The organism is Opitutus sp., assembly GCA_024998815.1.
Lineage (GTDB): Bacteria > Verrucomicrobiota > Verrucomicrobiia > Opitutales > Opitutaceae > Rariglobus.
On the sequence record JACEUQ010000002.1, the window covers coordinates 643,918 to 668,773 of the forward strand.

Consider the following 24,856-nt stretch of genomic DNA (forward strand, 5'->3'; position numbering starts at 1 on the left):
AACCCCATGGCCGGCTCACCCACCATTGCCAGTATTTTTGCCCAGCGCATCGTCGTCGGGGTCGCCGAGCTGGCGGTTGCCAGCCAACTTCAAGCGACCCTGAGCACCTACGCGCTCGGCTCCTGTATCGGACTGGTGGCCTACGACCCCGCGGCCAAAGCAGGCGGCTTGTTGCACCTGATGCTGCCCGAATCCTCGCTTTCACCGGCAAAGGCGGCGGAAAAACCGGCGATGTTCGCCGACACGGGGATACCGGCGCTGTTTAACGCGCTCAACGGCGTGCGGGCGCAACGGGCGCGGATCAACTTATTTATGGCTGGCGGCGCCTCGGTTTTGTCGGGGCCGGATAGTTTTAAGATTGGTGAGCGCAACGTGGTGGCGGTGAGGAAAATGCTCGCTGTGTACGGTTGCCGACTGGCGGGCGGCGAAGTGGGCGGCACAGTCAACCGCACGCTCCACTTGGACGTCGGCACGGGCATGCTGACCATCAAGCTGCCCGACCGCACGATCACGGTGTCGCTGGCCTAAGGCCGGGGCACGTTCCGCGCGTTTGCTCCGGTCCGAGTTGCGATCCCCCAGGGGTCGACCTCCGCGTCGTCCGTGCTTGGCGGGAAAAGTAGCGCAGACTTCCAGTCTGCTTCGGGGTCTTGGCTGCGTAGGCGCGGAGCAGACTCAGACCTCCTGACGCCTGAGTGGAATCTTCGTGACGCCAGTATTCCGTTTAAAGTGTGAGCGGCGAGCGGGAAAGCGTCTATTTCTGGCGGTTAGGAATTCACTTCTTCTTCGGTGGATCTTCTTCCCATTTTAAAGAGTGAAACTCTTCTTCAGTGGGTGGGTTTTCTTCCCTGTCCGGCTGGGGATATGGGGGATGCGAATGGGTGGAGATTGAACCGGCGGGACGCTTGGCGGATGCACAGCGATGCATCCAACCGGTTCACGCAAGTGTTTGCACTGTGCCGATTTCTTTCTGCCCGACGCGCATAACCGCGAGCGTCAGCGCTACTGCGGGAAGCCGGGATGCCGACGGGCGAGCCGGGCGGCCAGTCAGGCCAAATGGTTGGCGAAGCCGGAGAACCTCGACCACTGGAAAGGCCCAGAAAATGTCCAACGGGTGCAGGAGTGGCGGAAGGCCAATCCGGGGTACTCAAGGCGGAGGGGGCCGCGACGGCGGGTGGCGTTACAAGACATCCCAACTACGCAATCCGTTGTGCACCAGCCTAAAGCCGAGCCGGTCGCCGAGGTGGCGTTACCGAATCCCTGCGTGCCGTTACAAGACAGATGGGAGTCGCAAAACCCTGTGCTCGTGGGGCTTATCGCGCAGTTCGCCGGAGTGACGTTACAAGAGGACCTCGAACCCATGCTGCGACACCTGCAATCCCGGGGGCGGGTGATCCTGGGCATCGACGTCCAGCCGCCCGATTATGCAAAAACAACCGATCGATCGCGAACAACTCCGGCGCACGCCGGCCCAGTTTAGCTGGCTGGACCACCGGCTGGTGCGGGGCAATTACCTGGGGCGGGCCAGTGCCCCCGCCTGGGGCCTCTATCTGGTCCTGGTCACCGTGGGCGACGCCGACGGGCTGAGTTACTACGCCACGCGCACCCTGGCCCGGCTGCTCACGCTCAGCGAGGACGGCCTGGTCGAGGCGCGCCGGCAGTTAATCGAGGCCGGGGTGATCGCCTACGCCGCGCCACTTTACCAGGTGCTCTCCTTGGACCAGGGCAGGCCAACGCACACGCTGGCGGTAACGCCGTCGCCGAGCCGGGAGGTGGGGGCGTGATCAATTACGAACTGTATTGCCGGATAAAACAGGCGGAGGCGGCCGGACACAGTGCGCCGCAAATCGCCCGCTCGCTCCAGTTGCACGTGCAGACGGTGAGGCGCTGGCAGGCGCAGGAAAAGTACGCGCGCAGCCAGGCCGCGCAGGTGCCTAGGCCAAGCAAGCTCGACGTGCACAAGCCGGCGATCGCGCGGTGGCTGGAGGCCCATCCGTTCACCGCCATGCAGCTCTGGCAAAAGGTGCGCGAGCGGGGGTACACGGGCGGGTATTCAATTTTGAAAGACTACGTGCGGCGGGTGCGGCCGCGGAACCTGGAGGCGTTTCTTACCCTCAAGTTCGCCCCCGGCCAGACCGCGCAGGTGGACTGGGGCAGCTTTGGCTCGGTGGAGGTGGACGGCACCCGGCGGGCTTTAAGTTTTTTCGTCATGGTTTTGGGGTACAGCCGGTTCCTGCATGTGGAATTTACCCTCGGGCAGGGCCAGGAGTGGTGGCTGGGCTGTCACCGGCGCGCCTTTGAAAAACTCGGCGGGGTGCCGCGCGAGGTGATGGTGGACAACTGCAAGACGGCCGTCCTCTCGCATGTGCCCGGGACCGACCCGGTGTACAACGCCCAGTACCTGGACTTTGCCCGGCACTACGGGTTTACGATAAAAGCGTGCGGGCCGGGGCATCCGCAGTCCAAGGGCATGGTGGAAAACGCGGTGGGTTACGTGAAAAAAAGCTTCCTTGGCGGGAGGCAGATGAACTGGGTTTACCGAGCTGGGGCCGGCCGCCAGCTTGTGGCTGGAAACGGTGGCCAACGTGCGCGTTCACGCTGAAACCCAGGGCCGGCCGGTGGACCGGCTGCCCGAGGAGCGCGCTGCGCTCCTGCCGCTTAACCCGGTGGCCAGTCCGGCGGTGCGCACCTTAAGCGTGCGGGCGTCGCGGCGGTGCCGGGTGAGTATCGAAACGAACCGCTACTCGGTGCCCACGAAGTTTGCCGGGGCGCTACTCACCGCGCAGATCGAGGGGGCGCAGGTGAGGTTTTATGCGGACCGCACCCTGGTGGCCGAGCATGCCCGCAGTTTTGCCCGCCGCGCCGATGTGGAAAACCCCGAGCATGTGCGCGAACTCGAGGAGCGCAAACGGCAGGGGGCGCGGCAGCGCCTGCGGCTACGGTTTTTGGAACTGAGCCCGGCGGCACCCGCCTACCAACGGGGGCTGGAGGAGCGCCGGCTCAACGCGGGACACCACCTGGCGACTATCGTGGGTTTGGTGGCCCTGTATGGAACGGAGGCAGTCGGCCGGGCGATCGAAAGCGCCCATGAACTCGGCGCCTACTCCAGCGATTACATCCTCAACTTGCTCGAACAACGCGCGCGGGCCTTGCCGCAAGCCGGGCCGATCCACCTCACCCGCGCCGACGCGGTGGCCGCGTTGGAACTCGAACTGTGTCCCCCGGATTTAAGCCCCTATACCTCTATGAAAACAGAACCCGAAAAAACCCGATTTATTAAAAGATCCAGCTTAAGTATCTGAAACTCGGTTACCTGTTGCGTCACCACGGCGAACTGACCGCCGAGGCGGCCAAGGCGCGCTGTTCGCACGCCGAATTTTTACGCCGACTGGTGCAGGCCGAGACCCAGGACCGCCAGATCCGGGCGCTGGAGCGGCGTATCCAGGCAGGCGCGCTTCCCGGTCAAGAAAACCGTCGACCAGTTCCAGTGGGACTGGCCCAAGGAGTTGAACGAAGCGCAGGTGCGGCACCTCTTCGAACTGGGCTTTGTCAAGGAGCGCACCAACGCGGTGTTTTGCGGTGGTGTGGGGCTCGGTAAAGACACATCCTCGCGAGCGCGTTGGGCTACGCGGCCTGCCAGGCGGGTTACACGGTGCTGTTTACGACGGCGGTGGACGCGATCAACGCCCTGGTCACCGCCCAGTCCCTGCACCGGTTGCAAGCCGAGTTGAAAGCGTTACATGACCCCTGCGGTGCTCGTGCTCGATGAGGTCGGCTACCTGCCGCTCGACAAGTCGGGGGCCGACCTGCTCTTCCAGATCGTCAGCCAACGCTACGAACGCGGCTCGCTGATCGTCACCACCAACAAGGCCTACAAACACTGGGCAGGGATCTTTAACAACGACGCTGGCATCACCGCGGCGATCCTGGACCGCCTACTGCACCGGGCCCAGACCGTCGTCATCGAGGGCAAATCCTACCGCATGAAAGACCGCCTAGCCGACGAACCTGCAAGCTGACCGGGCCTGATGATCGGCCCCTGGCGGGGCCGGTCATCGGCTTTTACGACAGGTGATTTTGTAACCGCCAGAAATAGACGGTGTTCGCGCCGCCGCTCACAAATAAACGCCAATGATGAGGTAATCGACCCAGGCGAGGCTGAGTTTTATCGCACTTTCACCGGCACTGGCGACGGCGCCGCCAGTAACCGCAATTAGGGGTAGTGAACTGAGGTATGACATAAATGGAAATGGCACGAGCCTTTGTAATCCCCCCCTAATTCATATCCACTAGCAAGTAAACTTTGCATAACTTCTCCCCAGCGAGACCTCATAAGTTCCAAGCAGTGTGGCTTTCTAAATACTAATTTGGCCCCCACTCGTCGCTCGAATGACCACGAGGAGTCACCCCAAAAACGTTTTTCTAAACGCACAAAAAAACCCGGTCGATCATGACCGGGTTTTTAACTGTAAGTAACCTCTTACTTAAACGGTTCTAACTCCGGAGCAGTCCAGGGTTTGGCGCGGGAAGCCTCTTTGGCCAATACCTCGGCGACCTTGGCCTTGGTGATCGGTTCAGCTTTATTACCCCACTCTTGGCGGATGTAGGTGAGTACTTGGGAAATCTTCTCCTCGTTCCAGTTGTAACCACCACCGGGGACCTTGCCGAAGGCAGGCATGGCACCGTTGTAAGTCTTGCCGTGGACCTCAATGTTACCATTAAGACCATGCAGGAGCACGCGCACCACACGCTCTTCATTGCCGGTAACCCACTCCGAGTCGACCAAGGGAGGATAAACACCGGCTACACCCATGCCCGAAACTTGGTGGCACGTGGCACAAACCTGCTGATAAGACTTTTTACCAGCAGCAACTATTTGCTCAGGAGTCAGTTCCTTGCTAGCGCTACCGGCTGCAGTCTTCGGGTCAAAGCGCTCGTCGTACACCATTGGGCTGAAACCCGCGCGGTAATGGACCACATAGACGCACGTCACGAAAATCAGCGTGGAAACGAAGCCGAGCAAGAAGAGCGGCATCAGCTTAAAGCCTTCAGCTGGCTCGCTCTTGTTATTGAGCAACTCGGCGTGAACCTGCTGGATGCTTTCGTCACTGGCTCCGTCGGGTCCGGAGGAGAGGTTATGATTCTGATCAGCACTCATTTATGGGACTCCTTAGCGGGTTGGGTCTTAGCGGCCGCAGGAGCGGTGTACACGTTCTTAGTCTCGGGATAAGCGTAGGTATCCTTTAGGCTCAGCAGATAAGCGACAAGCGCCTCAGCGCGCGCCGTCGGCACCACTTCGTAGCCGGCGGCGGCGGGAATCTTGAGGGCCTTGGCCGAACCCTGGCCAATGATGGGCTGGGTTTTGAACAAGTAAGCGTAGGCTGGCATGTTCGACGTTTTGACCACCGCTTGGGGGTGGTAAAGGTACGCATAAAGCGCGGCGGCTGTGTGCTCGGTACCATCGGCATTTTTGCGAGCGGCAAAGTTGCGCAGATCTGGGCCGATGCGTTGCGAACCCAGCAGGACGCGGGATTCACGCAAGTAGTCACGGGCCACACTCTGACGCTCACCCCAACCGCGGCTCTTTTCACCAATATCGGAACCAAATCCTTCGCGGCGAACTTGCTGAGTGTGGCAGGAGACACAGCCGAGGTCTTGATAAACCAGTTTACCTTGGGCGGCGAGACCAGGGGCCTGCAACGGGAACGCCTTGCCTTCCCCTTCATCGACATGAGTCACGAAGGCGCCGTAGCTGATTTGGTTTGTTAGCACCAAGCCGACAAAAGAGAGGGCGAGGGCCAAGAAAATACCGAGGAATAAAAAGGGAGCGCGGTTCATCGGGTGGCCTCCGGTTGTGCGGACAGCAATTGTTTGACCGAGCTAACACAGCAGGCAGACGCGTTGGCTAGGGTCCAGAAGAAGTTGATAGCGAAGGCGAGTTGGCCAATCGCGATCAGTACGCAACCGACGCTGGCCGAGAAAAGGTAAGGAAGGGTACCGGTGGTGACTGCGGTGAAGGCAACCGAGGCGTCCGCGAGTTGCAGACCTTGATTAATGCCGCCGACCGCCAGTGAACCGACCACCAACGTCACGCCGATTGCTGAGGCGACGAAGTGCACGCCGATCAAGGCGTCGTTGGCCCAGGCCGTGGCAAACACACGCGGCACAAGGACGTAAAGTGCACCAAAGATCACCATGCTAAAGAACCCGTAGTAGCCGAGCTGAGCCTCAGCGGCGGTGAAGTAGGTGAATTGGGTGATGGCCGCGAAGCCGTGGAGTGCACCGGCAACCCACGCCAACAACACCAGCAGCAGTGAAAACACACCGAAGGCAATGAAGCGCAGCGGATAACTGTTTTTTAATGAAGACCAATTCCCTGCAAAGGAGCCAAGGAAGTTCAGCACAAAAATGAACAACGGGACGAGCAGCATGAAGCTGGCGGCGGCGCCGAAGGTTTGCACCCAAGCGGGAACCGGACCACCGATCAGGCGAGCGATGCCCGCCCAGCTGCCAAACACCACCAGCCACCAAAAACCGGTGGAGGCGAGGTAGTAGCTGGAAACGGGCTTTTGCAGCAGCTTTGGCAGGAAGTAGTAAATCGCGGCCAAAGCGATTGAGGCGAACCAGAGCAAGAAGAGGTTACCCGCGAACCAGGCTTGAATGACCGATTGCACGGTTCCGCGAACTGGAACGAACACCAGCATGACCTGGGCGATCGCGTAAATCCAAGGGAAGGCGAGCAGGGCAACAAAAAGATACCATTGGGAGGCAAACAGTTTGTTGTGAACGCCCGGCACGGAATACCACGAACGACCAAGCCGCGATCAACGCATAGGCCACCCAAAGAAGCGGAGTGGCGAAACCGGGCATTTCCAAAGAAGCCATGGAGGTCGAGAAACCGGCCAAAATGCCACCGGTACCCAGGGTGACACCCACATTCCAAAAAACAGTGCCCAGCAGGAGGACCCCACAACCCGGGAGTGCGCCACGCGACAGGCGCGCCATCAGCCAGAGGCTGACCGCAAAAGCGGCGTTAAAGCCCCAGCCGTAGATGAAGACGCTGCTTTGGGCCGGCTGAATACGACCATAAGTAACGTATTCACAATTATTAAAAAACGACGGCGTGTGCAGCTGCCAAGCGGCAACCACGCTCAAGGCGCTGGCCACCAGCAGCCAAATTAGGGCCGAAGTGATCAGCACCGTGAGCGGCGCACGCAGTGAGGCGTCGATGACGGAAGCATCGCACGAAGGCGCCAATGCGCAGTCGCTCTTCTGCTTTGGTTTATGGGAATCAGTGGCCATCGGTGGGTGTTGGAATCGGATGGTAGGAGCCCGTTTATGGACGAACGATGGGTACGTTAAAGGGGCTTCCTACCTTCGGGAGATCTACTTCTTGGCGTTGAGCTCTTTGATCGTGATGTTGATGGCCTCGGAGATCGGGATGCGAACCACACCCGTGGGCTGGTCAACCCAGCCATAGGTGGTGGCGGCAGCCTTTTCTTTGGCGCGCAACTCGGCGAGCGCGGCTTTGCGCTGCTCGGGAGTGCGGACGCCATCGGCCAGCGGAGCCGGCGTTTTAGGCAGATAGGCAATGAACACGATCAGTGCGAAGATCGCGAAGCCACCGATGGCGGCGGCCACCGTGATCAACGTACCGGAAGAAGCAGAAGGAGTTTTTTGAGAATCACTCATGATGGGTGAGGCATTCAGTGATACGCGGGTCGCGGATCGGGATGAGTTTGGTCTTGGGGAAGCTCTTCAGGTAGGCCCAGAAGAACACGCCACCGACACCGATGATCGAGGTGGCCGTCCAGAGCAGGTTAAGCGAGAGGAAGGGCAAGGGCTCGCCGAGGGAGTCCTTGAGCGCGGGAGCGACGTTGTAGATCAAGTCGACCACGATCATCAGGAGTATCCAGCGGACGATGAAGGTAATGCGGCTGTGGGTGATCTTGTTCTTGTACGAGAGCAGGAACAGGAACGGGAACAGGAAGTGGCCAAACAGGATCAACATACCGACGTATTTCCACTGGCTGGGTTCGCCGGCGCGGGTGATTTCGCGCAGGTTGTACCAGAACGTTTCCTCAGGAACGTTGGCATTCCAGATCAGGAAGTACTGGGAGAACGTGACGTAGGCCCAGAACACGGTGAAGGCGAAGATCAACATGCCCACGGAATGCAAGTGATTGGTGTTTAAGATGCCTTTGAGGTCGCCGCGCTTGTAGAGCGCCAGCAGCATGAGCACACCGATCGCCAGCGCACCACGCACGCAATTGGCAAAATACCACACACCGTACATGGTGGAGAACCAGTGGTACTCCAAGCTCTTGATCCAGTAAATGGCCGCAAGTGACAGGGTGATCGCACCAACAGCCAAACCGAAGGCGGCGGTCTTGCGATTCATGAACGTCCACTTGAGGTCACCATCGGCGTCTTGGCTGAACGAGGCTTTGCGCAGGCGGGCAGAAAGCCAGATCCAAGCGGCGAAGCACAACGCGGTCATGGCGGTGAAACATCTCCAAGTTCAGGAAACTGGACTTCTTAATGTAGAGCGGATCGTGGCCGACCGTGTGGCCGTTGAGCAGCACGTAATCGGGGTTCATCCACTTCCAGATGGTGTCGTGTGAGCCCGTCCAAGAAACGATGACCAAGGGCGTGAACAACAAGGCGAGCCACGGGAAGGCGGCAAGTCCATGCTCGAATTGGCGACGAAGGACCACCGACCACGAGGCGTCGAGGATGTGGTGGATCATCACCAACATCAGCATGCCGATAGCGATCGCGGTCCAGAAGGACACGCCGATGAGCCAGGAAAGCGCAACGGCCTTACCACTGGACACGAATAAGCCGATGATCGTCAGTACGATACCAGCGATACCTACGCCCAGAAACTTGCTTGCGCAGGCACAGGACGAAGGGGTTTCAGAAGGGATTGCCGCAGAAGCGGTGGCAGCGTGGGTGCTCATTTGATACCAAGCTCAGATTTGTGACCGGGAGGAACGTCCGCGGCGGTGGAGTGGGCTGCACGCTGGAGGGCGCGCACGTAGGCGATAACTGCCCAGCGATCATCGGCGGGCAGTTTGTCCGCGTAGGAAAGCATGTTGCCCTTACCGTGGGTAATGGTGTTGAAAATCTCGCCTTCCGTCATGGTGCGCAGGCGGACGTCGTGGAAGGTGGGAGTTGCACCCATGCCGTACTGTTTGGTGATACCGTTACCGTCACCGATTGCACCATGGCAGGGAGCGCAATAGATCGTGAAACGATCCTGACCGCGCTCCAAGAACTTGGCGTCCACCGTGATGGCGGAGGGGAAAGCAACAACCCAGCGCCCTTGGCGTCCTTACCCTCGAACCGAGCGGAATCGGCCTTAAGGAAGGTGGCGTCAGGGGCATCGGAGCGGCGACCAAAGGCCACCGTGCCGGGGATACGCGTGCGGTCGGCACGACCATCGGCAAAGAACTTGGACGAGGCCTGCGCCTTGTACTTGTCCTGGTGGTCCATGTCGTCGAACACCTCAAGGGGTGAACGAGTCGAGAGCGAGCCGCGGAAGCCCAAAATGGACAGTCCGAGCACGACGACGAAGAAGAGAGTGAGATAAACGTAACGCATGGCTCAGGCTTCCAGCTCCTGGATGTCTTTGCCCCCGGCCTTCTCGAGCAAGGCCTTGGTCAGGGCGAGGTTGAATTTCGGGTCGGCGGACTCGATCACGATGTGAAATTTGTCGTCCATACCGGAGAGGATTTTGTCACTCTTGAGCACCGGGTGGTAATGCATCGGCAGGCCGTTCAGGAAGAACATGCCGCCGATGGTGGCGAACGCGGTGAAGAGAATGGTCAGCTCGTATGACACCGGGAAGGCGAACAGTGGGCTGAAGTAGGGCTTACCGCCCACCACCAACGGGTAGTTGATATAGCTGGTGTAGAAGATCAGCGACATGCCGGTGGTAAAACCGAGCAAACCGCCGCACAGCGAGAACTTAGGAACGTTGGAGCGCTTCAAACCCATGGCCTTGTCGAGACCGTGGATCGGGAACGGCGTGATGCAGTCCCAGTTTTTGTAGCCGGCGTCGCGCACCTGCTCCGCCGCGTGGTAAACGCTCGGAGTCGTGTCGAAGGTGGCGATCAAGCCGTAAGGTTTGGCAGACATGTTAATAAATGTGTCGGCGTTAAATTAGTGGTGGTCTTTGCCGTGAACGTCGGCCTGAGGCATGACTGATTTGATCTCAGCCATGGGCATGACGGGCAGGAAACGGATGAAGAGGAGGAACAGCACGCTGAACACGCCGAAGGTGCCGAAGAAGGTGAAGATTTCGACGATCGAGGGGCTGTAGTAACCCCACGAGGACGGCAGGAAGTCGCGAGCAAGCGAGGTGACGATGATCACAAAGCGCTCGAACCACATACCGACGTTGACGAAAATCGACAGGATCCAGACCAGCGCGGTGTTTTCGCGGACCTTCTTGAACCAGAAGAACTGCGGGGTGATGACGTTGCAGCTGATCATGATCCAGTAAGCCCATGCGTAGTGACCAAACGCGCGGTTGATGAAGGCGAAACCTTCGTTGGGGTTAGCGCCGTACCAGGCGATGAAGAACTCCATGCCGTAGGCGTAACCGACGATGGTGCCGGTGGCCAAAACGATCTTACACATACAGTCGATGTGATACTGGGTGATCAGATCCTGCATGCCGTAGATGGCGCGCAGCGGGAGCATCAGGGTCAGCACCATGCCGAAACCGGAGAAGATCGCGCCAGCCACGAAGTACGGAGGGAAGATGGTGGTATGCCAGCCCGGGAGCAGCGACACGGCGAAGTCGAACGACACGATCGTGTGCACCGACAACACCAGCGGGGTCGAGATACCGGCCAAGATGAGGTAAGCCATCTCGTAGTTGCTCCAGTGACGGTTGGAACCGCGCCAGCCGAGGGCAAAAAAGCCGTAGCAGAACGAACGCACCTTATTGCCGGCCTTGAAGAAGCGGTCACGGAGGACAGCCAAGTCAGGCAACAGACCGACGTACCAAAACAGGACCGAAACGGTACCGTAGGTGGAGACGGCGAACACGTCCCACTCCAGCGGTGAACGGTAGTTTTGCCAGATGGCGTTGCTGTTCGGGATCGGGAACAGGTACCAGGCGAACCAGACGCGACCGACGTGGAACACCGGGAAGATACCGGCGCAGACCACGGCGAAAATCGTCATGGCTTCGGCGGCACGATTGATCGAGGTGCGCCATTTTTGGCGCAACAAGCACAAGATCGCCGAGATCAAGGTACCGGCGTGGCCGATACCGATCCAGAACACGAAGTTAACGATGTCCCAGGCCCAGTTGACCGGGTTGGCGTGGCCCCAAACACCGACGCCCGTGGCAACGAGGTAGGTGATGCCGGCTACGGTGAAGGAGGCGACGCAGCAGGCGAGGATGAAGCAAACCCACCACCAGGTGGGGGTTTTGCCCTCGATGATGCCGCAGATCTTATCGGTCACCCAGCCGAAGCTCCGGTTGTTTTCAACCAGAGTGGCGCGGGGGAACGGGGTCGGATTAACCTCGTTGAGGATGGCCGGCTGAGCGGCTGATGTGTGTGCGTGAGAGGCCATTAGCTAAGTCCCCCGAAGAGGTTATTGCCACGAAGGGCACTGTGTTTCTCCGAATGCCCGGCGGCGGGAGCGTGGCTGTGGTCGTCGTGACCGTGGCCGTGCGCCGGTTCCTTGCCGTGGAGCGGGTTGTTCTTCTTCTCGTACTCGGTGCGGCTGAGCGGGAGCGCGGCGTAGTCGGGCATAGCCGGGTTCGGATTGCGCAGTTTGCCGAGGTAAGTGGTCCGAGGACGGATGTTGAGGTAGCCGAGCAACGCGTAGTCCTGTTCGAGGGCCTTGGCCTTCGAGACGGCGCTGGTCGGATCCTTGATGTTGCCGAAGGTGACGGCATCGGCAGGGCAAACCTGTTGGCAGGCCGTGCGGATGGTACCATCGGGAATCGCCACGTTGTCGGAAGCGCCGGCCTTCACCTTCTGCTTGATCTTGGCCTGCTGGATGCGTTGCACGCAATAGGTGCACTTCTCCATCACGCCGCGCATACGCACGGTGACGTCGGGGTTTTTGACCATCTTGACCAGCTCCGGCATGCCGGACTGACCGAGCGGCCCCATGTACAACTCGTCGATGGAACGCTTGTTCCAATCGAAGAAGTTGAAGCGGCGCACCTTGTAGGGGCAGTTATTCGCGCAATAACGCGTACCGATGCAACGGTTGTAGGCCATCGTGTTGAGGCCTTCCTCGTCGTGGACGGTGGCGTTGACCGGGCAGACGATTTCGCACGGGGCAAGTTCGCAATGTTGGCAACCCACGGGCTGTAGCGAAACCTGAGGATCCTCGGGGAGGATCTTGTTGCCTTCGCCACCGAATGCGGCGGCCTCGATCTGGCCGTCGGAATAGTACCGGTCCAAGCGAATCCAGTGCATCTCGCGGCCGCGCATGACCTGGTCCTTGCCGACGATCGGGATGTTGTTCTCGGCTTGGCAGGCAACGACGCAGGCGTTGCAACCGATGCAGGTGTTCAGGTCGATCGACATGCCCCACTGGTGCACGCCGGAGAGCTGCTCGTGATCGTAGAGCGACTGACCGCGCGGGATCTGGCCGGCGATGATCGCCTTGCGCTTGGCGCGATCTTCGGGCGAGAGCTTGGCCAGCTCTTCGATCGAGTCCGCCTCACCCAAGTTGGACGGGGCGTGGGACTCGATGCCGAATTTGTTAACAAAGGTGAGATCGGTGGAACCGTCCTCAGCAAAATTCGACTCGCGAACGATTTCGCGGCCTTCCATCGACCAATGCTCTTGGGTGTTGGCCAAGGCATAAACGTCGCTGGTGACCTTGATCGTCGCGCCGGTGGCAAAACCGAGCGTGCTGGTGGTGCGGGCGGGATAGAAGTTGTGGCCCACGCCCTTGCCCACTCGACCGGACACCGTGCGGCCGTAACCGAGCGGGAGGACGAGCGTGTAGTTAGAAAGACCTGGCTGAATGTGCAGCGGACCGCGGACAGTGACGCCGTTAACAGTCACTTCGCCGATGAAGGCCTGCTCTTTGCCCTGCTTGAAGTTGGCGTTTTCCTTGCGGGCGACCTGCAGGAGCGAACCGGCTGGATCGATGCCGAGGTGCTTGGCCAAACGCGGGCTGACGAGGATGGCGTTGTCCCATGAGATCTTGGTGATCGGGTCCGGGCACTCTTGGAGCCAGCCGTTGTTGGCAAAGCGGCCGTCGTCGACCTTGGCGTCGAAGGTAAAGCGAACTTCGAGGTTGGTCTCGGAGAGCGCACTGTAGCTGGGTGCGAGGGCGAACAGCGGGGCCAGACCGGTGGCGTTGAAACGCACGTCGGCCTTTTTGTAAGCCGAACCGACCAACACGCCGTCGTGGAGGAACTGGCGGAACACATGGTCAGCGTTACCCCCGCCAATGATTCCCGTGATGGTGTTGTAAACCTGGGTGTAAGGATCGGTGACGGTCTCGCCGGCGATGCGGGCGAGCACCTCGATCTCAGTCAGGCCGTTGAACAGCGGCATAATCATCGGCTGGACCGGCACGATGGTGCCGTCAGCCGTGCGGGCGTCGCCCCACGACTCGAGGTAGTGGGCAGCCTGGATGTGCGTGCCGGAAACCGCAGAGGTCTCGTCAACGTAGTAGCCATAACGCACCACGTTGGGCACGTTTTTAACCAACTCGGCGAAACCGAGGTCGGCCGGAGCGTCGTAAACGGGGTTACCGCCGAGGATAACCAGCGACTTGACCGAACCAGCCTTGAGGGCGGCGGCGAGGGTCGAGATGGTCGCGGCGGTGTTGGCGGGAACCTCGACGAAGTCGACCGTTTTTCCCACGTTGCCGAGGGCAACATTGAGGGCGTAGACGATGGCGTGAACCTGGGGCGGCAGGTGGCTGCCGGCGACGATCACACTCTCACCCCTGTGGGCGATCAGGTCGGCGGCGCAGGCGTCGAGCCACTTGTCTTGATCCTTGAACGTCAAGCCCTGAGCCAGCGCGGAGAAGGTTTCGGTTCCGCTCACTTTGCCTGCGAGGGCGGCGGTGAAGGCCAACATGTGGCTACTGGCAAGACGCAGGCGGTGATCGGCCATCGATCCGACGAGCGAGAAGCTGCTCTCGATCGAGTAGAGGCGGTTCATCGCGTCGGTCTTGCTGACAACCTTGCGGCCCTTGGCGAAATCGCGGGCGTAGGCCAGCGAGTGCGCCTCGGTCTGGAAGAAATCGGCGTCAATCGCGACAATGCGCTTGGCCTTGGCGAACTGGTAGAGCGGCTTGACGCTCTGGCTGAAGACAGCGAGCGCGGCTGAAGCGGAAGCCTCATCCAGACCGGCCTCGTATTCGGCCCAGATCGCGGCGGGGAACTTTTTCTTTAACTTGGCGACCAGTGCGGCGCGTGTCGGCGAGCTGGATTGGCCTGCCAAGAACGCGAGACCAGCGCCAGAAGCGGCGGCGGCATCAGCGCCGATTTTGGCCAGCAAGTCCTGCACGGCGGCCGCGGAAACGGCGGCACCTTTAACGGTGGCGACGGTGGCGCGGTCCGGATCGTAGAGATCGAGAACGGAGGCCTGAACAAAGGCGTTGGAACCACCGCCGTAGGGCGCGTAGGTCGGGTTACCCTCGATCTTGGTCGGGCGACCCTCGTGGGTCTCGGCCAGAATTGGGACAGCACCACGGCGCGTCGGCATCGCCGAGGCGAAGTAGAGCGGCAGGCCGGAGATGGCATCCTCGACGGACTTGCCGTAAGGGAGGATGTTCTTTTCCGGACGGCGGCAACCGGCGGCCAGGCCCACGCCACCGAGGGCGAAGGAGGCGGCCATGAGCTTGAAGAAATGACGGCGATCAACGCCGTTCAGGTTCGAGGCGTCGGCGGGGAATTCGCGTTCAGCCTGGGCCTCGAAGCCCGGGGTGGCGGCGAGTTCGTCGAGGCTGCGCCAGTATTTCGGACCAGTCAGTTCGCTGGCGGACGGAGCGGGATGTTCAAATGTGCGTTTCATCAGCGGTATCAGCGATGGCAGCCGGAGCAGCTTTTCGGGGGATTGATGTTCCAGTCGTGGACGAACTTCTTGCCGTCTTCGAGCTGGCCTGCGGCACCACCGGGGTGCTTCCAGTCGAGGTTGGTCACGAGTTTCGGGTCACGTACAAATTTTTCGGGCTCACGGTGGCAGTCCAAGCAGAAGCCCATGGAGAGCGGCTTGGCCTGACTGACGACGTCCATCTCGTTGATTTTGCCGTGGCACTCCACGCAGGAGACGCCGCGGGCGATGTGCACCGAGTGGTTGAAGTAAACGTAGTCGGGGGCCTGGTGGATCTTCACCCAAGGCACGGGATCGCCAGAGGCGTAGCTGTCGCGCACGACCTGGAGAAGCGGGCTGTCCGGCTTGACCTGGTTGTGGCAGTTCATGCAGGTCTGCGCGGCCGGGACCGAAGAGGTCGCGCTCTTGTCCACGCCCACGTGGCAATAGCGGCAGTCGATGCCCAACTGACCGGCGTGCAGCGCGTGGCTGAACGGGACAGGCTGCACTGGGGCGTAGCCCACGTTGATGTAGCTATTGGTCGCGTAGTAAGTCGTACCGGCGGCCACAAGGCTGCCGACGATGAACACCAGAATGATAATCTGGAGCGGCAACCTGTTGGCCGATTTGGGGAAAAGTTTAGACATAGTCCGATGGGATCTTCGCTCGGGGTGAGACGGGCGTCGGGTTAAACCGCATCACCCGAACGGGCGACGGTGCGGGAGTCTGCGCTCACCTTGAACGGTGCAGCCGGAGGAACCGGATCGGCAACGGCAGATGACACGGTGGACTTGGCAAGGAGTTTAGGGGCCACGCCAGCGACGGCGAAAAGGCCCAGCAACTTGGCGAAGAAATTTTTTCGCGAGTGTTGGTGGCTCACAGGTTGTTAAGGTTTTGGATAGTCTGAAGCAGTCGGCGAAGGAATGGACCGTTTTTTCCAAAGTAAAACAAAAATTCCACTAAACACTGTCATCAGCAGGGAGAATAAGACTGCGCACCCTTAACCCACGCTACTGCTTATCATGCGTTTTTGTTGTGCGCTTACTTTTGCCCGTGCCCGCTCCCCGGCCCTCACTTTGCGCCAGCGCGTCGTTTTTTGGGATCGGCTGCACGAACGTAGGTCGGTGCTTTAGCCGGCAGCTCGTTGCGTAATAAAACAGCGGGCTAAAGCACCGCCCTACGCCAGAAACTTAGCTTCCCCTCCCCTGCCGCCGAACGGCTTAACCCCGCAAACAGCCTTGTCCCCCCTGCCCTTATTGGCTGAGTTTTTACACTTTTCCCGCTCTCGCTCCTTTTTTTCATGATCACCTCACGCGCCTCCGTCTCAGTCCGCTACGCCGAAACCGACATGATGGGCGTGGTGTATCACGGCAGTTATCTGCCCTGGCTGGAGATCGGGCGCACCCAACTGCTCAAAGACCATGGCATCCCCTACCGCGTACTTGAGGCTGAGGGTTTTTTCCTGCCCGTGGTTGAGGTCAGCCTGCGTTACCTTCGGCCGGCGAAATACGACGACGAAGTGGTGATCACCACGGTCTTAAAAGAAAAACCATCCCTGCGCATCCGCATGGAGTACCAACTGCATCGCGGCGACGAGCTCATCGCCACCGCCACCAGCCTGCACGTGTTTATCGACCGTTCTGGTAAACCCGTGCGTCCGCCAGCGGCCTTCGTGCAGATGATGGATCGAGTGTTCGGGTAATCCCACCGGCGCAGCGTTCACGCTGGCTCAGCCCCCAAGCAGGTGGCCCCTCCCCCACTCCTCGCCCTAGCCCGTGCAATCCGGTGCACCTGCGAGTCCGCGCTAGAGCATTTCAAATAATGTTATAGGCGAGATTGGCTCGACGTAGCGCAGGCTTCTAGAGCCTCCTCGAAAAGGTTTTTGGGTTTTTTATTAAAAACAACTTATGTGATTTAAGTTTTCCGTAAAAGTGCCGTATTGTACTGCATGAAAACAGGAAACAAAATAAGTAGCAGCGTTAAATTATCAAGTAACGAATCGATCGTTTATCCCTCCGGCGACTTCTTTTCAACCCCGGCGCGCAGTGATTTTGGTGATTTCTTACTGCAATTACAGCGCTTTTGGCGGTCCCACCCCGAAATCGAAGTGGCCATGACCGCCGATCTCGACGCCCACGCCATGGCGGAAAAGCGCGAACGGCGGAAGGACCGGGAGTTCGAACTGGCGCAGACCGAGGCGTTGTTCGCCGTGCCGGCGTCAGGCACGGCGGAAAAAACGCAAGCCGAGTTCCTCGCCGCAGGGCGTCCGCGCACCCCCGCTGTTGTGGTTTTTATCACGGCCATGGCCACCGGTTACCTGGGGTCGCAATACGGTGCCTGCCCCCGGATGGTGCTGCTTGAATCGGCATCGTTGCGCACCTTGCTCGATGATTTGGGGTACACGCTGCCTGCACCTAATACCGTTGGCCCCCTGATAAATCGCCTGAGTGAAAGTACTCTCGCCCTGATCCACCGGGCCCAATTGGCCGGTATTTTGTCCGAAGGGCTCGATTCGTTTACCGATATCACCCTGGACAGCACGGCGATCAAGGCATCCAGTTGCTGGCCAACAGACTCCGGTATCATTTATCGACTCTTTGAGCGAGCCTACCGCTTGGGCGGCAAGCTCGACCAGGTCGGGCTTACCTCGCTGCAGGCTGGCTGCAAAGACCACTGGCTGGAGGAGTTGCGAAAGAGCGCCCGCGCCATCGCCCTGCTGGGCAGTGGTCCCCGCCGAGCCCAAAAACTCCGGCTGCTCTACGACCAGTTTTACCAAATAGCCTGCAAGTTGGGCGGCAGGTTGCTCACCGAAGTAGAAGTCGCAGAGGCCGAAGCAAATGTTAAACTGGCCAAGCTGCGGCCCTCCAAGCGCCGGATCGCGGAAGACCTACTGGACTGCATCCACGGGGACGTGGTCGCGGTGGTTACGACGATCCAGCAAAGCCTTGAGCGGGTGCACGATGGGGTGAAGACCAAGTCGAGGGAAAGGGTCCTCAGCCTGGCTGATCGCAGTGCTGCTTTTATTGAAAAAGGCGGGCGGGAACCGGTGATTGGCTACAAGCCGCAATTGGCCCGTAGCCGCGCCGGTTTTGTCACCGCGCTGATTCTCGACGCGGGCAACGTGGCTGATTGCAAGCAACTGGTGCCCATGCTGATTCAGAATATCGCCAACACGGGCCTGGTGCCGGCGAGCGCGAACGTCGACGACGGCTACTCCAGCGCCGAAGGGCTGGCGCAGGCATACGAGCTGAAGGTGGCCAAGGTGAGCATCTCCGGAGCCAAGGGGCGCGCCTTGCTCGGCGAGGAACTATGGAACCATCAAGACTATATCACGCTTCGCGCCGAGCGCAGCGCGATCGAGTCGCTGATGTTTACGCTCAAGTTCAACCACGGGTTCGGCCGGCCGGGTCGTCGCGGGTTGGCGGCGGTGCGCAGCGAACTGACCCTGAAGATCCTCGCGCACAACTTTGACCGGATGATTTTGGTGCGCGCGAGGAAGTCTCAGGAAAAGCCGCTGCCCTTGGCGGCCTGAGTAGTTTCGGTCGTCGCGGCTAACCCAAATCGGCTCAATTAGTTCGGTGTAAAAGCCCCGGAGCGAACCGCCGTGGACTTCGCCGTTGGAAAAGCGACCTTAGTGATGGGGCCGGGGCTGTTTTTAGGCCGCCGCCCCTTCGTGAACACGTAAATCGAGTCCGTTCAGGGCTGTTTGCGTCCCCAGTGGCCGGCCGGGGCGGGAATACGCCCGTTGCGAAAGGCTTTTCGAGGAGGCTCCTACTAGCCTGCTTTTTCTGATGAGCAGACTGGAAGTCTGCGCTACTTCAAGCGGCTACAGCTGAATTTCAAATGCGCCGAGTTCGCACCCTAAAAAACGGTTCGGCTAAAGTATCCACGATTATGGACGATATAAGGGCATCCTCAAGGCACTGCCTGTACGTTTCTCCTTAATCGACCACTCCTGAAATCATGAAAAAGCTCACCCTTGGCCGCCGTATTTCTATCGGCTTCGCTGCCTTAAGCCTTCTCACCGCCGCCATCGGGCTTGTCGCGTTGAAGGCCCTCAATCAGGTCAACCTCAATGGAAAAGACCTCGTCAACGGCCCCTTGGCTATCGTCCAAATAAATAAGGTGATCGGTGAAAATTATAAGTTGGTCCAAAAACACCTTCGCGGCACCGAACAAGCCGAGATCAACGCCCAAATAGCGAAAAACCGCGAGATCATCAGTGGCTTCATAACTAAATACGATCAATCGATCACCGATCCTGCTGCCCGCTCCATATTCGATCAATTCACCAAAGATCGGGCGCTCTTCGTTAAAGAATTTACCGCCGTTTTGGAGCTCAGCAACGCCGGCAAGATGGCCGAAGCCAAGGAGATGGCCGCCGGCACGATGGAATCGGTTTATGCCGACATCAGCGTCCAACTCAATGCCTTGGGACAACTAAACCAATCCCGCCTTATAGACGACATTACCGGCATCGTGAGCAACGTCGAACAATCCGAAAAAATCCTCATCGGCGGCTTGGCCGGGGCTCTTCTACTCGCGCTGGCCATCTCCGGCTTTATCATCCGCAGCATCAACCGGGTCCTCACCGCGACCACCGAATCGATCACCCAAGGCGCGTCACAAGTAGCAGCTGCCGCAGGCGAAGTTTCCGCCTCCAGCCAATCCCTCGCTGAAGGAGCCAGCGAACAAGCCGCCTCGCTCGAGGAAATCAGCTCCTCTGTCGAGGAGCTCTCCAGCCTGACCAAACGCAACGCCGAGAACGCCCAGTCGGGCAAAGCCTCGTCAAATCAAGCACGCAGCGCCGCCGAATCCGGTGCCGCCGAAATGGAGCGTTTGCAAGCCGCCATGAATGCGATCCAGCAATCCTCCAACGACATCGCCAAGATCATCAAGACCATCGACGAAATCGCCTTCCAGACCAACATTTTGGCGCTCAACGCCGCAGTGGAAGCCGCCCGTGCCGGTGAGGCCGGAGCGGGCTTTGCGGTGGTGGCCGACGAAGTGCGCTCGCTCGCCCAGCGCTCGGCGCTGGCCGCCAAGGAAACCGCCGACAAAATCGCCGACGCATCCGCTCGCAGCGCTCAGGGCGTGGAACTGACCGTGCGCGTAGCAGCCGGGCTTCAGCAGATTCTGGAAAAGAACCGCGAAGTGGACCGCCTCGTTACCGAAGTCGCCACCGCCTCCCACGAACAGAGCGAAGGCCTGGCGCAAATCAACAATGCCATCAGCCAGATGGATAAAGTCACGCAGGCCAACGCCGCTGGGGCGGAAGAAACCGCATCGTCGGCAGAAGAGCTCAATGCCCAATCAGCCGAGCTGAGTGCAGCTGCCGATCAACTGGCGGCCTTGGCAGGACTTAAATCCGCCTCAGGGCACCCGCCACGACCGACTGAAACCGAGGTGACACCTGCGCCGCAACAGGCCCAAACGCACGTTCCTGCTGCCCCGAGCGCAATGAAACCGGACCGGCATGTTCCCGCCGTTAAAAAGGCCCAAACCCACTCCACCAGCCATTCCTCGCAATCCTCTGGATCCGAGTCGTTGAGCTTCCGCGATTAGGCTCACGACGATCCGCGGGAAGGCGGGCAGCGTTCGCCCCCTCCCCGGAGCACCGACCTCCGTGTCGTCCGGGCTCCCGCCGAAAGTAGCGCAGACTTCCAGTCTGCTCCGCGCCGACTCCATTCCGCCCCCCGAAGCAGACTGGAAGTCTGCGCTACTTTTCGGTCCGTGCTCGACCCAGCCCACACGGAGGTGGGCCATCCCTCGGCCCCTGCTCCGACGATCTACACCGACAACCCCGCACTCACCCGCTGGCCTGCAACGCGGCCGCCAGCTTGCGGCTGAACTCATCACTGGAGAACGGCTTCGCCAGAAAGAAAATTCCCGGCTGCGCCATCGCCTCGATCGTGGCCGGATCATCCACGTAGCCCGACATGTAGAAGACTTTCAACGAGGGCTTGATCTGCCGCAGGCGAGTGGAAAGCCCGTGTCCGTCCAAACCGGGCATGACGATATCAGTCACCAATAGGTCAATATCGGCCAAGCCGTTTTGCTCAGCCCAAGCACACGCTTCCCGGCTGTCACTATACGCGGTGACGTGATGCCCTAAAGACGTGGCCATCATCTGGGTCACCATACGCACCAGATCATCATCCTCAACCAGCAGGATACGCACGCCCGCTATCGGCGCTGAGCCCGTCGCCACATCCTCGTCGTATCCAGCGAGCGGATCCGCGATTTCAGGCAGATCGATATGGAAAACCGTGCCCTTGCCCAGCTCGGTCTCATAGGTCAGATCACCGCCAAAGCTGCGCACAATTCCCAGTGAGGTGGCCAGCCCAAGCCCGGTGCCTCGACCGGGTGCTTTGGTCGTGTGGAAAGGTTGAAAGAGCTTGGCGCGAACCGCTTCGGGTATGCCGCCACCGGTATCCGCAACGGACAGCCGCACGCCGCGCCCATCGCGCCCCGCTTGTTCTCCACAGGTTATGCGCAACGTGAGCACGCCCTCGGTGATCATCACGTCGCGAGCATTCAAACAGAGATTAAAAATCACCTGCTCAAGTTGCTTACTTTCGGCGCGACACCAAGCGGGTTGGACGCAGGGCTCGATGTTAATGCGGATGTGTTCGCTGAGCACCGAGCGGACAAACCCGCGCAAGCTATCAACCAAGCAGTTTAAATCGACCGGTTCGGGCTGAGACACCTCTTGGCGACTAAACGACACCAATTGCCGCACCAGATGACTCGCGCGACTGGAGGCATGCAGGATGTCGTCCACCTTAGCCTGCTGTTCAGGCACCTGAAGTTCGTCGCGCAACAATTCGGCGAAGCAGCGAATGGCGGTGAGCAGGTTATTAAAATCGTGGGCAACACCACCAGCGAGCAGGCCCACGGCCTCCATTTTTTGTAATTGAAGGGCACGCTCCTCGCCCTCGCGCTGCTTGCATTGCGTGCGATGGCGGGCGTGGGTGATCGCCAAAATACTCACCAGATCGCGGGCGTAATGCAGAGGCCCGATCGGGCCGGCACCAGGCTCGGCGCGCAAGCCAATGATCCACCCCACCTGGGGCGCCTGCGGATCAAGCGGCACCGCCACCCCTTCGCTCCAACCCGCTTCGCTCATCCAGGAATGTAACAGCGGGAATGACTGCGCGTCCTCGGGATAATCAAGCGTGTCGCCCGTCGGCGTAAGTTCAGAGAGCTGCGGCAACGGCGTGGATTCGTCGAGTCCATGCACTGCGGCAACCCCAAGCGCACCGCCTTCATCGGCCTGAATCACCAGGACGGCTGCCGGGACCGCCAGATGCTCGCAAAACAAACGCAGTGCCTCGCTATTGACCTGCGCCGGCGAGGCCACTTCCACCACCAAACGGCTAAAGTACGTGAGCGAGGTCTGACGCATGGCGATGATTGCCAAGTACTGCTCTTGATCGCGCTGCCCCTGGATGTCCGTGGCGCTGCCGATATAGCCCAACGTCATCCCCTGATCGTCGCGCCAAATACGCACGTTTTCATGCACCCAGCGATAACTGCCATCGGCTTGCCGTAACCGGTACTCATAAGAAATCGATTCCCCCGCAAAGGCATCAGCGGCCTCTGCAAGACGCCCGCGATCGACGGGATGGACCACATCCCAAACATGATTTCCCTGATAACGTGCGATATCTATTCCGGTGGCTTTGCACCAGGTGTTATTGAGGTGAATCAACCGCCCCCGTGGGTCACCGATCCAGATCATCGCCGGCGCATTATCGAGAAAGGCCAGCCAAGCGGAATCCAACAGCGGCGACACATTAGTCGAAGACTTCTCCGGCTGTTTAATGAAAAAAGGCATGAGGAGAAAAAAAGGGAACCCGTTCGCCTGCGCGAGCCCGTTCCCGTAAAAAATCCCGCGCTGGCCCACACGGAGGGACGACCTCCGTGTGGGCCGGGTTCGTCCCTCCGACTCGTCCCCTTATTTATCGACTACACCTCAATCGCGGAAGCTCAGCGTATCATTACCCGAGGTGGCGGGACCGCCGCCGCTCTTCGCGCTAGGCTTTGTCACTTTTTTGGTCACAACGGGTGCAGCCGCTGAATGCGTCTTGCCCGGTTTTCCGGGTGCCGGCGGGATGTTATCCGGAGCGTTTGTCGGTTTGGCACGAGCTGAGGCACCAGAGACAATCATCACCAGTTGCTCAACAGCTGCCTTCAATTCGATCGACTGCGCACTGAGTTCCTCGGAGGCAGAAGCCGATTCCTCGGCAGCCGCAGCGTTGGTCTGGGTGACCCCGTCGAGTTGGCTCACTGCCGTGTTCACTTGGGCAATACCCTGGCTTTGCTCGGTAGAACCGGAGGCGATTTCACGCACCAGTTCATTCATACGGCGGGCCTTGTCGGCGATGTCGGCAAGGCTGGTCGACACTTTGTTGCTCACCCGCACACCATGTTCGCTTTTCTCAATCGAGGCCGTGATGCGGTCGGCGGTCTCCTTGGCAGCGAGGGCCGAGCGTTGAGCAAGTGAACGCACCTCGTCAGCCACGACGGCGAACCCGGCTCCGGCCTCGCCGGCACGGGCGGCTTCCACGGCGGCGTTCAGCGCCAGGATGTTGGTCTGGAAGGCGATTTCGTCGATCGTTTTGATGATTTTTGAAATGTTATCGGAGGCCGCCTTGATCTCGCCCATGGCACGGACCATCTCCTCCATGTCGGCGGTACCGCTGTCGGCGGCGCTGCGGGTTTGGGCGGCGATCCCCTCGGCATTACCGGCATGCTCGGCGTTGCGCTGGGTCATGCTGGAGATCTCCTCCAAGGAGGCGCTGGTTTCCTCCAAGGAGGCGGCCTGCTCACTGGCGCCCTCGGCGAGGCGCTGCGACGCGGTGGAAATCTCCCGGGCCGAGGACTCCTCCTGAGCGCTGGCGGCGTCGATCACGGCGATGGACGCTTCGAGCGGACGGATGATCGTTTTGCGCGCGAAGCACAATGCGCCGAGCCCCACCAGGGCCGCCACCGGCAGCACCCACAGTGAGGTTTTGATCATGCCGGCGCGGGCGACAGCATCGACGTTGTCGAGCGTCGCGTGCAGCACGAAGGCACCATGGACTTCACCCGCCTTCCAATTTTCCATTTTAAAACCCACCATGTCCAACCCATCGCCAGTGGGGCTGTTTTTGGGGTCGCCGTGGCAGCTCAAGCAATCGGCGGTCAACTTGATCGGCCGAGCTAAAATGATTTTATTGGCCGCTTTATCGACGTGGAAATACTCCGGCACATCGCCGTGCTCCAATATCGCAAGGATCCGCTCTTCGTCCGCAGTCGGGGTATTCTTTTCGTTGCGCGCATTGTGTTTGGGCACGCGAAAATCCCAGTTATTGTCGTCGGCTACCTTTTGAATGGCATCCCAGGCGGCAACCACGGGTACGGTTTTGTAGAGGGTCGACTTTCGTAGGTCGCCCGTGCGCTTAAACTCCTCAAGCAGCTTGGGCATATCGAACGCGCCCGCACTGCTCATCGAAGAAATGGTCCCGCGCACATTCTCGGCCTCGACGATGGCAGCCCGCATCGTACCCCGCGTGAGCTCGATGCCCTGATCGCGGATAACTCGGTGCTGGACCACCAAACCAGCCGAGACGCTAACTACGATGGCAACGAGGACAATGGAGACGATTTTATTACCTAATTTCATGACGGGATAAACGGGTGTGATGGGGTTGGAGAAAACGGCCGCGCTGGCCCGCAGGAGCCAACAGGAAGTACTGGACTTTCCTATCGGTTGTTTAGGCCGAAACTTTATCCCTATAAGCAAAACACTTAGTAATTAGCGTTAGAACTTAGCC

The 24,856-nt window shown here is 59.8% G+C and carries 15 protein-coding genes and 5 pseudogenes; 7 read left to right on the plus strand and 13 right to left on the minus strand.

Annotated elements, in window-relative coordinates; genetic code table 11:
- The first annotated feature begins 6 nt into the window (after positions 1-6).
- The 4 genes and pseudogenes from H2170_10555 to H2170_10570 all read left to right on the plus strand — a co-directional run bounded on the left by H2170_10555 (position 7) and on the right by H2170_10570 (position 4,016).
- A complete protein-coding gene (locus H2170_10555) occupies positions 7-528 on the plus strand; it encodes a chemotaxis protein CheD (GenBank protein MCS6300523.1) in 522 nt (173 codons plus the stop codon).
- Between the two features lie 893 nt (positions 529-1,421).
- Positions 1,422-1,781, plus strand: coding sequence for a hypothetical protein (locus H2170_10560; protein MCS6300524.1), 360 nt, complete (start codon positions 1,422-1,424; stop codon positions 1,779-1,781).
- A pseudogene (locus H2170_10565) lies at positions 1,778-3,299 on the plus strand (IS21 family transposase). The gene H2170_10560 and the pseudogene H2170_10565 overlap by 4 nt, the downstream one beginning before the upstream one ends.
- Positions 3,281-4,016, plus strand: a pseudogene (locus H2170_10570) (ATP-binding protein). The pseudogenes H2170_10565 and H2170_10570 overlap by 19 nt, the downstream one beginning before the upstream one ends.
- 461 nt (positions 4,017-4,477) lie before the next feature.
- Here H2170_10570 and H2170_10575 read toward each other — a convergent pair.
- From H2170_10575 to H2170_10620, 10 genes and pseudogenes are all read right to left on the minus strand, one after another.
- Positions 4,478-5,155 carry a cytochrome c gene (locus tag H2170_10575; protein ID MCS6300525.1) on the minus strand — a complete coding sequence of 226 codons (678 nt, stop codon included), beginning with the start codon at positions 5,153-5,155 and terminating at the stop codon, positions 4,478-4,480.
- Positions 5,152-5,835: a cbb3-type cytochrome c oxidase subunit II gene (locus H2170_10580; protein ID MCS6300526.1), complete on the minus strand. Its 684-nt coding sequence runs from the start codon at positions 5,833-5,835 to the stop codon at positions 5,152-5,154. Before H2170_10580 ends, H2170_10575 begins: the two co-directional genes overlap by 4 nt.
- Positions 5,832-6,794: a cbb3-type cytochrome c oxidase subunit I gene (locus tag H2170_10585; protein ID MCS6300527.1), complete on the minus strand. Its 963-nt coding sequence runs from the start codon at positions 6,792-6,794 to the stop codon at positions 5,832-5,834. Before H2170_10585 ends, H2170_10580 begins: the two co-directional genes overlap by 4 nt.
- A gap of 589 nt (positions 6,795-7,383) precedes the next feature.
- The gene (locus H2170_10590) at positions 7,384-7,689 is read right to left on the minus strand and encodes a hypothetical protein (protein MCS6300528.1); all 306 of its coding nucleotides are present in this window, start codon (positions 7,687-7,689) and stop codon (positions 7,384-7,386) included.
- Positions 7,682-8,960 (minus strand): annotated as a pseudogene (locus H2170_10595) (hypothetical protein). Before H2170_10595 ends, H2170_10590 begins: the two are co-directional and overlap by 8 nt.
- A pseudogene (locus H2170_10600) lies at positions 8,957-9,603 on the minus strand (cytochrome c). The pseudogenes H2170_10595 and H2170_10600 overlap by 4 nt, the downstream one beginning before the upstream one ends.
- Before the next feature lie 3 nt (positions 9,604-9,606).
- Complete coding sequence (locus tag H2170_10605) at positions 9,607-10,140, minus strand: DUF3341 domain-containing protein (protein ID MCS6300529.1); 534 nt, start codon at positions 10,138-10,140, stop codon at positions 9,607-9,609.
- A 24-nt stretch (positions 10,141-10,164) separates the two neighbouring features.
- Entirely contained in the window at positions 10,165-11,592 is a 1,428-nt protein-coding gene (nrfD, locus tag H2170_10610) for a polysulfide reductase NrfD (GenBank protein MCS6300530.1), read from the minus strand.
- Positions 11,592-15,017 carry a TAT-variant-translocated molybdopterin oxidoreductase gene (locus H2170_10615; protein MCS6300531.1) on the minus strand — a complete coding sequence of 1,142 codons (3,426 nt, stop codon included), beginning with the start codon at positions 15,015-15,017 and terminating at the stop codon, positions 11,592-11,594. The genes nrfD and H2170_10615 overlap by 1 nt, the downstream gene beginning before the upstream one ends.
- Before the next feature lie 8 nt (positions 15,018-15,025).
- Positions 15,026-15,682, minus strand: coding sequence for a cytochrome c3 family protein (locus H2170_10620; protein MCS6300532.1), 657 nt, complete (start codon positions 15,680-15,682; stop codon positions 15,026-15,028).
- A 653-nt stretch (positions 15,683-16,335) separates the two neighbouring features.
- Here H2170_10620 and H2170_10625 point away from each other — a divergent pair.
- From H2170_10625 to H2170_10635, 3 genes are all read left to right on the plus strand, one after another.
- On the plus strand, positions 16,336-16,737 hold the full coding sequence (locus H2170_10625) for an acyl-CoA thioesterase (GenBank protein ID MCS6300533.1): 402 nt from the start codon (positions 16,336-16,338) through the stop codon (positions 16,735-16,737).
- A 246-nt stretch (positions 16,738-16,983) separates the two neighbouring features.
- On the plus strand, positions 16,984-18,567 hold the full coding sequence (locus H2170_10630) for a hypothetical protein (protein MCS6300534.1): 1,584 nt from the start codon (positions 16,984-16,986) through the stop codon (positions 18,565-18,567).
- Positions 18,568-19,391: 824 nt separating this feature from the next.
- Positions 19,392-20,600: a chemotaxis protein gene (locus H2170_10635; protein ID MCS6300535.1), complete on the plus strand. Its 1,209-nt coding sequence runs from the start codon at positions 19,392-19,394 to the stop codon at positions 20,598-20,600.
- A gap of 244 nt (positions 20,601-20,844) precedes the next feature.
- Here the strand turns inward: H2170_10635 and H2170_10640 are convergent, their stop codons facing one another.
- The 3 genes and pseudogenes from H2170_10640 to H2170_10650 form a co-directional block, all read right to left on the minus strand.
- Complete coding sequence (locus H2170_10640; GenBank protein MCS6300536.1) at positions 20,845-22,944, minus strand: response regulator; 2,100 nt, start codon at positions 22,942-22,944, stop codon at positions 20,845-20,847.
- Between the two features lie 69 nt (positions 22,945-23,013).
- Entirely contained in the window at positions 23,014-24,162 is a 1,149-nt protein-coding gene (locus H2170_10645; GenBank protein MCS6300537.1) for a hypothetical protein, read from the minus strand.
- Positions 24,103-24,705 (minus strand): annotated as a pseudogene (locus tag H2170_10650) (DUF3365 domain-containing protein). The gene H2170_10645 and the pseudogene H2170_10650 overlap by 60 nt, the downstream one beginning before the upstream one ends.
- Between the last annotated feature and the right edge of the window lie 151 nt (positions 24,706-24,856).

Coding starts and splice junctions, on each gene's coding strand:
- H2170_10630 (MCS6300534.1), top strand. CDS start 16,984: ATGAAAACAGGAAACAAAATAAGTAGCAGCGTTAAATTATCAAGTAAC.
- H2170_10580 (MCS6300526.1), bottom strand. CDS start 5,835: ATGAACCGCGCTCCCTTTTTATTCCTCGGTATTTTCTTGGCCCTCGCC.
- H2170_10560 (MCS6300524.1), top strand. CDS start 1,422: ATGCAAAAACAACCGATCGATCGCGAACAACTCCGGCGCACGCCGGCC.
- H2170_10555 (MCS6300523.1), top strand. CDS start 7: ATGGCCGGCTCACCCACCATTGCCAGTATTTTTGCCCAGCGCATCGTC.
- H2170_10645 (MCS6300537.1), bottom strand. CDS start 24,162: ATGGTGGGTTTTAAAATGGAAAATTGGAAGGCGGGTGAAGTCCATGGT.
- H2170_10575 (MCS6300525.1), bottom strand. CDS start 5,155: ATGAGTGCTGATCAGAATCATAACCTCTCCTCCGGACCCGACGGAGCC.
- H2170_10625 (MCS6300533.1), top strand. CDS start 16,336: ATGATCACCTCACGCGCCTCCGTCTCAGTCCGCTACGCCGAAACCGAC.
- H2170_10635 (MCS6300535.1), top strand. CDS start 19,392: ATGGCCGAAGCCAAGGAGATGGCCGCCGGCACGATGGAATCGGTTTAT.
- nrfD (MCS6300530.1), bottom strand. CDS start 11,592: ATGGCCTCTCACGCACACACATCAGCCGCTCAGCCGGCCATCCTCAAC.
- H2170_10615 (MCS6300531.1), bottom strand. CDS start 15,017: ATGAAACGCACATTTGAACATCCCGCTCCGTCCGCCAGCGAACTGACT.
- H2170_10620 (MCS6300532.1), bottom strand. CDS start 15,682: ATGTCTAAACTTTTCCCCAAATCGGCCAACAGGTTGCCGCTCCAGATT.
- H2170_10605 (MCS6300529.1), bottom strand. CDS start 10,140: ATGTCTGCCAAACCTTACGGCTTGATCGCCACCTTCGACACGACTCCG.
- H2170_10590 (MCS6300528.1), bottom strand. CDS start 7,689: ATGAGTGATTCTCAAAAAACTCCTTCTGCTTCTTCCGGTACGTTGATC.